A 12,890-nucleotide genomic window follows, 5' to 3' on the forward strand; every position below is an offset into this window, starting at 1 on the left:
GTATAGTTTAGCCTACAAAAAGCATATCATGGTTTGGATTGTCAAAGAATTCCAAGACTTTTCCACCGCCACGAGTCACACAAGTTAAAGGATCTTCAGCAACAACAACAGGTAAGCCTGTCTCTTGAGCAAGTAATTTATCCAGGTTACGCAGTAATGCTCCACCACCTGTTAAAACGATTCCGCGTTCAGCAATATCTGAAGATAATTCTGGGGGCGTTTGTTCAAGTGCAGATTTTACAGCAGATACAATACTCTGTAATGGATCAGCAATCGCCTGCGTGATTTCATCAGAAGTCACTGTAATCGCACGTGGAACACCTTCAGCAAGGTTACGACCACGCACTTCAATTTCCAATGTTTTACCGTCTGCGACTGCCATGCCGACTTCTTTTTTGATGGTTTCAGCAGTCGTTTCACCAATTACACAACCATGTGCTTTACGTACATAATTAATAATTTGCTCATCGAAAACATCGCCGCCGATACGTAAAGAATCTGCGTATACACACCCTTGCAAGGAAATAATTGCAATTTCAGTGGTACCGCCACCGACATCAACGACCATAGAACCACATGCTTGCTCTACAGGCATACCTGCACCGATCGCAGCAGCCATAGGCTCTTCGATCAAACGTACATCACGGGCACCAGCATTGAATACAGCTTCACGAATCGCACGGCGCTCTACCAAAGTTGATTTACACGGTACACAGACAACAACACGAGGCGCAGGTGGGAACAGGCGTTTTTCATGCACTTTACCAATAAATTGATTTAACATGGTTTCAGTGACTTCGAAATCAGCAATAACGCCATCCTTCATCGGACGGATTGCAGAAATATTGGCTGGGGTACGACCAAGCATTTGCTTAGCATCTAAACCCACAGCTGCAACAATTTTCTGCGAACCACTGTGACGAATCGCCACAACTGTCGGTTCGTTTAATATAATGCCCCTTCCTGGTGCATAAATAAGTGTATTTGCAGTACCTAAATCAATGGCTAGATCTGGCGAAAACAAGCCAATTAGTCGTTTTAGAATCACGGGTCGTTCTCAGTTTAAACTTTATATGGACGCAAGATGGCAACTTTAACTAAATGTGATGATTTGAACAAGTCAATCGCTTATTATAACGCACGATATTTTGAATTTTTTTAAAACTGATTAGGTGAGACATCATGTCAAGTTCAGATGTTCAGCATTCTGCAGAATTAAATGCACAAACTGTATCGCAAATCGCCAATCTTGCTCGATTGTCGCTTAATGATACGCAATCTGCTGAATATGCTCAAAGTTTAAATAAAATCTTAGGGATGATGGAGACCTTAAAAGCGATCAATACCGAGGGTGTTGAACCGCTTAAGAGCCCATTCGATCATCCGCAGCCACTTCGTCCAGATGTGGTATCGGAAAGCAACCATCGTGAAGAATATCAAGCCATTGCTCCCGCAGTTCAGGATGGTTTGTACCTTGTTCCGAGAGTGATTGAATAATATTTGATCAGTTGAACTTATTTTTAAAAATTAATCGTAAAGAATTGTACTCATGACTGATTTACACCGTTTATCGATTCGTGAAATGGCAGAAGGTTTAAAATCTGCCCAATTTTCATCTCGCGAATTGACTCAACACTATTTAGACCGTATTGCGAAACTTGATGATCGTGTTAACTCGTATGTAACGGTTACTCCCGAATACGCTTTGGCTCAAGCTGATGCTGCTGACAATTTATTAAAAAATGGCACAGCGGGTCCTTTGGCTGGGGTTCCACTGGCACATAAAGATATTTTCTGTACTCAAGGAATTAAAACTTCTGCGGGTTCAAAAATGTTGGATAATTTTATTTCACCTTATGATGCAACCGTTGTAGCCAAAACAAAAGCTGCCGGTTTAGTGACTTTGGGTAAAGTCAACATGGACGAATTCGCCATGGGCTCTACCTCTGAAAGTTCATACTATGGCGCAACCAAAAACCCTTGGAACTTAGAACATGTTCCAGGTGGTTCTTCAGGTGGTTCTGCTGCTGTGGTTGCTGCTGATCTAGCCCCTTTTGCTACAGGTACAGATACAGGCGGATCTATTCGCCAACCTGCATCATTTTGTGGTTTGACAGGTCTAAAACCCACTTATGGTCGTGTCTCTCGTTTCGGAATGATTGCTTTCGCATCTTCCCTGGATCAAGGTGGTCCTATGGCACGTTCGGCTGAAGACTGTGCCTTTTTGATGAACACCATCGCAGGTCATGATGCAAAAGACTCGACATCAGTCAACAAAGAAGTAGATGACTATGTTGCAAACTTGAATGCAACTGCTGTGAAGGGATTACGAATTGGTATCCCGAAACAATACTTCAATGTTCAAGGTCTAGATGCGGACGTCAAGGCACGTGTTGAAGATTCATTGAAAACACTGGAAAGTATGGGCGCAATTTTGGTTGAGATTGATCTCAACATGACTGAAGCTTATGTACCGACCTATTATTTGATTGCACCTGCTGAAGCATCTTCAAACTTGTCACGTTATGATGGGGTCCGCTATGGCTATCGCTGTGAAAACCCAAAGGATATTTTAGATCTATACAAACGCTCTCGCTCTGAAGCCTTTGGTGCTGAAGTACAGCGTCGGATTTTGATTGGTACTTATGCCCTTTCAGCGGGTTATTACGATGCTTATTACGTGAAAGCACAGAAAGTACGTCGTCTCATTCAACAAGACTTCTTAACTGCATTTGAAAATGTTGATGTGATTGCTGCACCATCTGCACCAACGACAGCCTACAAAATTGGTGCAAACCTCAGCCCAACAGAAATGTATCTAGGCGATATCTATACACTTGCTGTGAACTTGGCAGGTTTACCGGCCATCAATGCGCCTGTTGGTTTTGATAAAGACAGCTTGCCTGTAGGCTTACAGCTCATTGGAAATTACTGGTCGGAATCACAACTGCTGTCGATTGTTCATCAATATCAACAAAACACGGACTGGCATACCCAACGTGCAGCAATCGCTGAGGAGAATGCATAATGACTGAAGCTCAAAAGTTAGCACCTTCAAAGTTGATTGACGGTTGGGAAGTCGTGATTGGAATCGAAATCCATACCCAACTCGCAACCCACTCTAAAATTTTCTCAGGTTCGTCAACTGAATTTGGTCAGGATCCGAATACCCAAGCCAGTCTTGTTGATTTGGCTATGCCAGGTGTGTTGCCAGTATTAAACCAGGAAGTGGTTGACCTTGCGATTCGTTTTGGTTTGGGTATTGATGCCTATATCGATCAGGCATCGGTATTTGCACGTAAGAACTACTTTTATCCAGACTCTCCAAAAGGCTACCAAATCAGCCAGATGGACAATCCAATCGTAGGGCTAGGTCATATCGACATTCAGCTTGAAGATGGCACAGTGAAGCGTATAGGTGTAACACGTGCACATTTGGAAGAGGATGCAGGTAAATCAATCCATGATCAATTCGAAGGTATGTCTGGCATCGACTTAAACCGTGCGGGCACACCTTTACTCGAAATCGTGTCTGAACCTGATATGCGCTCTGTGGAAGAGGCTGTTGCTTATATCAAATCCATTCACACTTTGGTGCGTTGGTTAGGGATCTCTGACGGTAACATGGCTGAAGGTTCGTTCCGTGCTGACTGTAACGTGTCATTACGTCGTCCGGGACAGCCGTTCGGTACACGTTGTGAGTTAAAAAACCTCAACTCATTCCGTTTTATCGAACAAGCCATCAATGTTGAAATCCAACGCCAAATGGACATCTTGGAAGAAGGCGGTTCAATTGACCAGGAAACGCGTTTGTTCGATCCGAATAAAATGGAAACACGTTCAATGCGTTCCAAGGAAGAAGCCAACGACTATCGTTACTTCCCTGACCCTGATTTGTTGCCTGTGATCATTGCGGATGAACAAATCGAAGCAGCACGTGCTGCTCTTCCTGAGTTACCGAAAGCACGTCGTGCACGCTTTATCGCAGATTTTGCAGTCACTGAATACGATGCTCATGTATTAACACTTTCTCGTGAATTAGCTGACTTCTATGAAGCGGTTGTTACAGCTTCTGGCGGCGCCGCTCAAGGTAAAGTTGCGGCAAACTGGGTGATGGGTGAGTTCTCAGGCGCTTTGAACAAAGCTGGCTTAGACTTGGCTGACTCTCCTGTTTCTGCTGAACAGCTGGGTGGGATGGTTGCACGTATTGTCGACAACACCATTAGCGGTAAGATTGCCAAGCAAGTCTTTGGCTTTATGTGGGAAGAAGGCAAAACTGCCGATGCCATTATTGCTGAAAAAGGCTTGAAACAGGAAACTGATACAGGCGCAATTGAAGCTATTATCAAAGAAGTACTTGCTGCCAATGAAAAAATGGTTGAAGAGTATAAATCTGGTAAAGAGAAAGCATTTAATGGTCTAGTCGGTCAAGTAATGAAAGCTTCTCGTGGTAAAGCCAACCCTGCTCAAGTCAATGAATTGATGAAGAAATTGATTGGTTAAGTTGCTTTGATCTGGGAAGAGAACCCGCTTTAGAGCGGGTTTTTATATTTTTAATTTATGACGATCATCATCAATATAGGACATTGTAATATCAATTAGGCAATCAATTAATTCTTCAAATGTAAAACCCATATTTTGAGATGAAAAAAAATTTATCGTCAGGGCAACACTGGAATTAATTAAAATATAAACCATCAATTTTAGATTTTTTATTCTTAATACTTCAGGATGTTTAACGGCATATTCAATCGCCAAGGTATTGATTGCCTTTACTGCTTTTACATGACTCGCCTCAGTACTGTATTTGCTAGAAACACTCAACCAGTAGAAATATTTATTCTCATCTTTTGCTAAAAATTCACCAATATGTAAAAAAATTGATCTGATTGCTTCAGGAATTTCCATTTCTTGAATCGTAGGGATGACCTCGTAAATCACTTTGGCAAGTTGTTCAATAAAATGTTGCTGCATTTCTACAAACAAGGCTTCCTTATTTTTAAAATATTCATAAAAACTTCCAGAACCCACTCCGGCAATTTCACATACCTTCAATACTGTAGTGTAATCCAAGCCATTACTTTTTACCGAAATAAATCCTGCATCAATTATAGACATATAAGTATTTTTTGATCTACTTTGTTTTGGTTTTCTTATAGTTACCATCTTAAAAATTCCATAATTAAATCCGTCTTTTTTCCGTATAAATTCACTGATAGATTCTATATACAAAACAAATATTGTTCAAATTATCACCTATTGCAAAGGGAAAAGAAAATGAATATCTCGCCACAATCTCTACAGAAAATCATTCGTCGTAATGTGATTATTCCATTTGATAAAAGCAAAAAGTTTACTTTTTACTATGAACATAATTCTGTGGTAACCGCTCTTTTTGTCGTGTTGTCAGCCATGTTTCCACCCGGTGAATTGTTTTTCATTGAGAGCGTACGAAATGTTCGTGATCAAATTACAGATGAGAAATTACTAGAAGATATTCGAAATTTTATTGCCCAAGAAGCCTTTCATAGTCGGGAACATCAGTCACTGAATCAGCATCTCATCCAGTCGGATTATCCTGAAGTTGCAGAGATAGAAGCTAAAACTAGCGCTAAATTAGATGAATTTCGAAAACTTCCCAAAGTTGAACAATTGGCTGCAACAGTAGTGATGGAACACTATACTGCAACGCTTGCACGATTATTATTAACGGATCCGTTAATTAAACAGAGAACGATTCAAGAAAATAGAAACCTTTGGGAATGGCACGCACTTGAAGAACTTGAACATAAATCCGTTGCATTTGATGTATTGGTTGCCATAGGCGGCAACACAACGAAAAACAGAAGAATAGCCCTGACACGGGTGACTAAACTTCTCTCTCCAGTACTGTTTAATTACTGGATCAAAATATTACGCAGAAGTGATATAAAGTTTTCTATTCGGGAGCTGAAAGATGGTATATATCTTGGCTTTGGAGGAATAAATCGTATAGGAATCATATCAAAAGCTATGATTGAAATGTTAGATATAAGAAATCACAATTTCAATCCCCTACATATGCAAACTGAACAACTCGAAGCAGAATATCGTGAAAAGTTATTTGGTGAGACTGGTACACTGATAAAAAGTCTTAAAAGCTAAATCATCATTGATTCGCTATGAAATTACAGGGTACTGATAAGCAGCATCCTGTTCAAGCCAATGAATTAGAGCATAAAGTTTCGCCCGTTCAATCAATTTTTTATTTACGGATAAGGTCAATTTCGCTTGTATGAGATTTCACCTCATACCTATCATTTGAATACTTATACGTATTCTTTATTTTTTGACAATTAAATCTTAACTTAATAAGAAAACTGTTGATTCGACCCTCCGGCTTTTTTTAATATCAAAAAGCAAAAATCATCTGTTATTTATAAATTATCAAACTGCCCTGCGTTCAGGTTCGTGTTGATGAATAAAAACCGTATATGTATCTGCTGGATGAGCGACTTGAGCATGATGCAAAGCATGGGCAATATTACCCCGATGGTATGTGCCATGATTGATGATATGGAAGAGCATTTCTTCTACGGAAAGGCTGCCTGTTTTTTTATCGATAAATTGAAAATGAATGATTTCAGCCAGTTGATTCGATTCAATCTGTTTTACAAACCCAATAAACCAAACATCAGAACGTTCAATCCGTTGTTGCAACTCATCAAATGCAGGTAATACTTCTGTATTGGTTTGACTATGTAAGGCTTTTTTATTTTCTAGCCGAGATCGAAAGAGTTCTTCGACAATGATCATATGATTGAATTGCTGCTTGGCAAAATTATAATCGTCTGAATACTGCGCCGCATCTATCTGGGCAATTGCTTCAAATAAGCGTCGATCCGACCATTGTTTATATAAAAACAGCTTTTCAAAATCCATTCAAATGTCCTGGCACATTCTTTCCATTCAGGCATCAAGATAGCATGTAAAGAGTTAAAAAAACCAATCTTTCGATAAGGTTCTAACAGCTGATTTGCGGACGAAAATGCAATTTAATGTTAGATTTTTTAATGAATTCCCCCTTACTCTCTTGAATCCTGAATAAGAGACCATCGGGGGATCACGGTACAACTTTTAATTCACCCAGACAACAAAAACACTTTTCTCAGACAACTTGAAAAGATGATTTATTGACGAATCGTCCCCAATTTATTCCAAATATCAGGAGTTAAAAAAGTCATCACCAATTTGTTTAAGTCGACATAACGAAGTACGCCCTGCAACTGTTTTTTGACCTCAGGATTTTTAAGAATATCTTCACCCGTACTGCGTCCCAACTCCTGAAAACTGTCGCCTACTGCTTGTAAGCCTTCAGCTTGAATTACCGCCTTTGCCTGTACAGCACATTGTTCAACAATGACGCGTTGTAAAACCTGAGCAAATTTCTGATCGAGTTGGGTTCTTTGAGCATCACTGACATTACTCAATGCCTTTAAGTCAGGATGAGCGGATAAAGCGGCAAAAGTCCACTGGAGTACAGTAGTTTTATCTGTTGCTGTCGTTGCTTTGACTAAACAATCACTGAGTTGGTCGACGGTCGGTCCTGCAACAGCAAATTGTGCAGTTCCCATCAATGCGCTAGCGATCAACACAGTGCGTCCAAGTTTTGAGAACTGATTTGAAATTAAGTCGAAAATTCGATGTGACATGGGAAAATTTCCAATTGAAGACCTAGGCAGTTTTAACATAAATGACGAATCAGCACTTTTGTGACTCTGTAACTTGATAGAGTTCTCATTTTCAAGCGCAACAAAAAATTTTAAATAAATTGAAAAAGATTTTTTGTAGTCTGCTATTTTTTAGTTCGGTTGTTTCTCAGCATGCTTTTTCAATGTCTGTCTTTTATGATGTCTATTTTGTATTATTTTAAAAATTTTGTACGATTGTGTTTAGAATATACTGTAAACATCATATGAAAATTAAAAACAAAACTTTATGTCAATACTGTATGTCACACTGTCATGTCTAGGTATTATTTTCTCGATCTGGTTGTATATGCTGATTTTTTGTGAAAATCCTCCAAGAATAAACATAAGTAAGCTACAACAGTGGTGGCAATCACATAAACATCATCCTGTTAGGTCGATAATTGATTACATCTTTAGTAAAATCAGCGCCATGTTCAGATGGGGTTTTCACATTTTAAAAAAACTGGGGCATTTTTTAAAAGAATTGTTTGCTGAGATTATTGTTCAACTCATTTTGCGCTCAATCGTGAATCTCATAAAAGCAATATTTCATACGCTTGCAAGAATCTTTGACTAGCTTTGGCTTGAATCCATAATGTTGAACGATCCAACTTCAATCTGCTGCCCCATCACTTCATTTGCTTTAACATGTGTTTAGCAACGGCATGATTTTGGTTGGTCGATAAATTCTGCAAAATCCGTTTAGCTCGATCTTGCGGATTAGAAAACCGTTGACTATAACTCGGTACATTGGTTAAACATCTAGCCACCAAGACACCTGATTCTGCGTAGGCATTGATTCCGCTTGTCCCATGTAAACGCCCATAATTATAGGCTCTTTCGGCATTATTACAGGCATTGATCTGATTTTGCCCACGTCCCAAATCTTTACGTGCAGCACTGTATAATTGCATCTGCTGTGCTTGCGGTGTATTCACTACTTTTTCAGCTTGCGGTTTTTCCTTCACTTCTTCAACGACCTGTCCAACAGTCTTCTTTTCTTCAATTGGTTTTACAGGAGGAGTTTTCACCACAGAATTCACATTGGTATTTTTTGAATTGTAGGCTTTGATTTCAGTGCTTTTCGCAGGATGATGCTTTGATTTCTTCTCTTGCGCAGCAATTACTACATTAGTATTAGTGTTATACAGTTTTTTTAATTCATCCAAAGATAATACTCTGGTCTGCAAGATAACAGCACGAGTCTCAGTTTGTGCCAGCTTCCGCTCGGATAAAGGTTCAATTGAAACATACCATTGTTGACCATTACTTTCGACGCAGTGATATGCACCAATACCTTGTTTCACACTGCTATACGTTTTCAACAGTTTCTTTGTCCACACATCTTTGACCAGATTCATGGTACTGGTTTCAACTTGGCTAAAACGCCCGCCTTTGGCAACACAATAACGATTTAAATAGGTTTTTGGTGTTAATGACTGTACTGATTGATGACCTTGGTTAGGTCCCCAATCATAAACATATTCTTTAGATGAGCGTTGATTATCATTGATATTTTTCTTATCAATCACTTCTTGCGGAGACGCATACTGTTTAAAGGTATCAGATGTTGAAGTCGAGATGCTTGTACAAGCCTGTAGTACACAACCCACCCCAGCAAACCAAAAGAATGCTTTTAAATTCACCTAACATTTCTCAATTGTATTTTTTAAGAAAATAGCTGAAAAAAGCCAAAATAACAAACTTATTCTATTGAATTTATTCACTATTTATCTAAATAAAATGATAAAAAAATCACAAAAACTTGAATTAGGGATAATCAATTACTTGAATCTAAAAAAAGCTCAACCTAAACAGCTATTTTCAAAGGCATTATTGAATCAACAATACAGATGATCATAAAAACCCGCCAAACCATCAGCTGATTTGGCAGGTTGATTCACGACATTACCAAATGGTGACACGTTTATTGGCAGGTAAATACATCTTGTCTCCCTGTTTAAGATGGAAGGCATCATAGAAAGGAGTCTGATTCAGTAAAGTCGCGTTGCCACGGACTTTATCTGGCGAATGCGGATCTCTTTTTAACAGTTCCACTTGCATGGCATCGTTGATTTTTGAACGCCATGCCTGAGCCCAACCGATATAGAAGCGCTGTTCACCGGTTAAATTATCCAACACGGGCGCAGGCTGCCCATTGAGTGACAATTGATAGGCTTTATAGGCAATCGCCAAACCAGAATTATCCGCAATGTTTTCACCCAATGTTAACTCACCATTGACATGGTAGCCTTTAATCGGTTCATAGGCATTGTATTGAGCCACCAGTGCATTGGTTTTCTCTTTAAATCTTCGATGGTCTTCGGCAGTCCACCAATTCTTCATATTGCCCAACTCATCAAACTGGCTGCCTTGATCATCGAAACCATGACTGATTTCATGACCAATAATTGCACCAATCGCGCCATAGTTCACTGCATCATCAGCATCCATATCAAAAAATGGGGGCTGTAAAATTGCTGCTGGGAAAACAATTTCATTTAAAGAGGCATTGTAGTACGCATTGATTGTCTGCGGTGTCATGCCCCATTCATCACGATCAACAGGTTTACCCAATTTGTTCAATGCATATTGATGTTCAAACTCACGTGAACGAATCACATTTCCTATCAAATCATCATTTTTTATGTCCAAGGCAGAATAATCACGCCATTTGTTTGGATAACCGATTTTTACCGCAAAGCTTGCCAGTTTTTTCTGTGCCTGTACTTTTGTTGCAGGACTCATCCAATCCAATTGCTCAATACTTTTTGAATAGGCTTTCATCAAGTTTTGAACCAGTAATTCCATACGTTGTTTTTTCTCAGCAGAGAAATATTTTTTCACATAGATCTGACCCAGACTTTCACCCAAAGTTCCTTCGACCAATTGCACACCACGCTTCCAACGCGGTTTTTGCTCTTTGATTTCACGTAATTGTTTACTATAGAAATCAAAACTGTTGTCTACAAATGCTTGGCTGAGTAAAGGTGAAAAATCACTGACCAAATGGAATTTAAAATAAGCTTTCCAAACATCCAGTGATGTATTGTCTACAATTGGACTTAAACCCTTAAAATAACTCGGTTGAATCACCTGAATGATTTTAATTTTATCTGCCAACTCTTGTTTTTCTAAATAGGTTTTCCAATCAATTTTTGGACTGAGTTTGGCTAAATCTTCAGTTTTATAAATATTGTAGAGTTTTGATACATCACGGTTTTGTACATTACTCCACTGTATTTTCGCAATTTGCGTTTCTAATTTTAAAATTGCTTGTGCATGTTGCGCAGCTTGAGTATCACCGGCCAGTTTTAATGTTTTTTCAATATAGCTGAGGTACTGCGAACGTACTTTTTTAAATTTTGCATCATTCTTTAAATAATAATCACGATCTGGCAGTCCTAAACCACCTTGTCCCAACATCGCAATCATTTGTGTAGAATTTTTCATATCTTGGTCAATGCCTACATCAAAAGGGCTGGTGACACCAATACGTGAAAAATGCGCTGCCAATTGTGCAATATCTTTTTTATTTTTAAGGGCATCAACATTTGCAATTTCAGCTTGAATGGGTTGAATGCCTAATGTTTCTATACGCTTTTCGTCCATAAAATTGGCATACAAAGTCGCAACTTTTTGTTCGGCACTTCCTTGAGCCAACTGTTGTTTTGACAATTCATCGACGATATCGTGCAGTTGTTTTAATGATTCTTCATGCAAAATATCAAAGGTACCCCAACGAGATTTATCCGCTGGAATTTCAGTATTCTTTATCCAGCCTCCATTCACATGCTGATAAAAATCATCACTGCCTTTTACAGTTTGATCAAAATATTGATCATCGATCCCCGATTTTTTCTGAGCTTTTACAGCGATAGGCATCGTTTGAACTGTTTGCACTGCTGTTTCTGCCCATAAAACAGTAGTAGAAGACAACATCATTGCTGATACTAAAATATTTTTTACAAATTTGAGTTTCAAAAGCCTATCCTCAATTCTAATTTTTAACACTTAAATTTAAAAAAACCATACTAATCCCCGGTAGAGCTTTTATGTGTAGCAAAAATGCAATGATTCCGTTATTTTTTAATTTCTTAACGACTCAATCAAGCATCGATTTAATGCAATCTCATCATTGGTCTGATGTGATATAAATCTTATGACAAACAATTCATTTTGATTGAGATTGAGCACAAAAATTAATTCAGTAAATTTAAAATATGTTTTAAACGTACATTTTCAACATTATTCTGATACACCGCATAAATCGGTGCGATACATGTGGTGTCTGCTTTTAGTGCCTTATAGACAATCTGTTTATTCCAAAAATCCCGAATTGCTTCAGGAACAATGGATAAACCAATCCCTGCTGCAATCAAATTTAGACTCGATGTTAAACGAGGCGCTTCCTGAACAATCCTTGGACTGAAACCCGCCTGATAACAACATGCCAAAATATTGTCAAATAAATCCTGACCTGCCAAACGGCGATATAGCACAAAGTCATAGGGTTCTAAATCCAACAGATCAATCACTTCACCTTGTAAAGCCAAGGGATGATTACTCGGTAAAGCAACAATTAATGGTTCATCCAAGACATGTAAGCTTTTTAATCCCAAATTAATGGGTGCGGGTTTACGTAAAAATACGATGTCATTTTTTTCATTAATAATTGAATCAATCAGTGAACTACTCGCATCCTCTTCTAAATGAATGGCTACAGCAGGAAAATTTTCACGGAAATTCCGTAACAACGCCGGTAAAAATGAATGCAAACCTACTGAATTGGTGAAGCCGATATTGATCTGTCCTTCTAATCCTTTCGAGATATTCTGCACGCGTTTTGGAATCGCCTGCGCGTGTGCAAGGATTGTGACTGCTTCCTGATAGAGTGCTTTACCTGCTTCAGTCGCCTCAACGCCACGAGGCAAGCGCTTTAACAACGGAGTATCCAATTCATCTTCTAGATTTTTGATTATTCGTGTTAAGGGAGGTTGTTGCATATTCAAACGTACAGCTGCACGAGAAATATTGCTTTCTTCAACCACGGCAACAAAAGCCTTGAGTTTATGAATATCGATCATGCGTCCACCTCAATATAAAAATCTATTCAATGGTTTTGGGGTCAAGTTGCGAAAAATATTCTCTAAAACCATA

The 12,890-nt window shown here is 38.9% G+C and carries 11 protein-coding genes; 4 read left to right on the top strand and 7 right to left on the bottom strand.

Features of this window, described 5'->3' with window-relative positions; all coding sequences use genetic code 11:
- Positions 1–7: 7 nt before the first annotated feature.
- Positions 8–1,048, bottom strand: coding sequence for a rod shape-determining protein (locus tag IMO47_RS13920; RefSeq protein WP_005033052.1), 1,041 nt, complete (start codon positions 1,046–1,048; stop codon positions 8–10).
- Positions 1,049–1,182: 134 nt separating this feature from the next.
- Here IMO47_RS13920 and gatC point away from each other — a divergent pair, with 134 nt between their 5' ends.
- Genes gatC through gatB form a run of 3 tightly spaced genes read left to right on the top strand, consistent with a single transcriptional unit; the run spans position 1,183 to position 4,503 of the window.
- Positions 1,183–1,497 (top strand): Asp-tRNA(Asn)/Glu-tRNA(Gln) amidotransferase subunit GatC, encoded by a 315-nt coding sequence (gatC, locus tag IMO47_RS13925; RefSeq protein WP_196076340.1) that lies wholly within the window; start codon positions 1,183–1,185, stop codon positions 1,495–1,497.
- Positions 1,498–1,549: 52 nt separating this feature from the next.
- A complete protein-coding gene (gene gatA / locus IMO47_RS13930; protein ID WP_196076341.1) occupies positions 1,550–3,028 on the top strand; it encodes an Asp-tRNA(Asn)/Glu-tRNA(Gln) amidotransferase subunit GatA in 1,479 nt (492 codons plus the stop codon).
- Positions 3,028–4,503, top strand: coding sequence for an Asp-tRNA(Asn)/Glu-tRNA(Gln) amidotransferase subunit GatB (gene gatB / locus IMO47_RS13935; protein ID WP_196076342.1), 1,476 nt, complete (start codon positions 3,028–3,030; stop codon positions 4,501–4,503). The genes gatA and gatB overlap by 1 nt, the downstream gene beginning before the upstream one ends.
- 42 nt (positions 4,504–4,545) lie before the next feature.
- Here gatB and IMO47_RS13940 read toward each other — a convergent pair whose 3' ends face one another.
- Positions 4,546–5,166 carry a TetR/AcrR family transcriptional regulator gene (locus IMO47_RS13940; RefSeq protein WP_196076343.1) on the bottom strand — a complete coding sequence of 207 codons (621 nt, stop codon included), beginning with the start codon at positions 5,164–5,166 and terminating at the stop codon, positions 4,546–4,548.
- Positions 5,167–5,277: 111 nt separating this feature from the next.
- Here IMO47_RS13940 and IMO47_RS13945 point away from each other — a divergent pair, with 111 nt between their 5' ends.
- Positions 5,278–6,144 carry a metal-dependent hydrolase gene (locus tag IMO47_RS13945; RefSeq protein ID WP_196076344.1) on the top strand — a complete coding sequence of 289 codons (867 nt, stop codon included), beginning with the start codon at positions 5,278–5,280 and terminating at the stop codon, positions 6,142–6,144.
- 282 nt (positions 6,145–6,426) lie between these two features.
- Here the strand turns inward: IMO47_RS13945 and IMO47_RS13950 are convergent, their stop codons facing one another.
- The 5 genes from IMO47_RS13950 to IMO47_RS13970 form a co-directional block, all read right to left on the bottom strand.
- On the bottom strand, positions 6,427–6,921 hold the full coding sequence (locus IMO47_RS13950) for a DinB family protein (RefSeq protein ID WP_196076345.1): 495 nt from the start codon (positions 6,919–6,921) through the stop codon (positions 6,427–6,429).
- 248 nt (positions 6,922–7,169) lie between these two features.
- Positions 7,170–7,691, bottom strand: a complete 522-nt coding sequence (locus IMO47_RS13955; RefSeq protein ID WP_196076346.1) for a hypothetical protein — start codon at positions 7,689–7,691, stop codon at positions 7,170–7,172.
- Between the two features lie 668 nt (positions 7,692–8,359).
- Entirely contained in the window at positions 8,360–9,376 is a 1,017-nt protein-coding gene (locus IMO47_RS13960) for a hypothetical protein (protein WP_196076347.1), read from the bottom strand.
- Between the two features lie 262 nt (positions 9,377–9,638).
- Entirely contained in the window at positions 9,639–11,714 is a 2,076-nt protein-coding gene (locus IMO47_RS13965) for a M13 family metallopeptidase (protein ID WP_196076348.1), read from the bottom strand.
- 218 nt (positions 11,715–11,932) lie between these two features.
- Positions 11,933–12,817, bottom strand: a complete 885-nt coding sequence (locus IMO47_RS13970) for a LysR family transcriptional regulator (RefSeq protein ID WP_196076349.1) — start codon at positions 12,815–12,817, stop codon at positions 11,933–11,935.
- Positions 12,818–12,890: the final 73 nt, after the last annotated feature.

Origin of the sequence: Acinetobacter sp. Res13-Abat-PEC15-P4-01, assembly GCF_015676285.1 — a bacterium.
Classification (GTDB): domain Bacteria; phylum Pseudomonadota; class Gammaproteobacteria; order Pseudomonadales; family Moraxellaceae; genus Acinetobacter; species Acinetobacter nematophilus.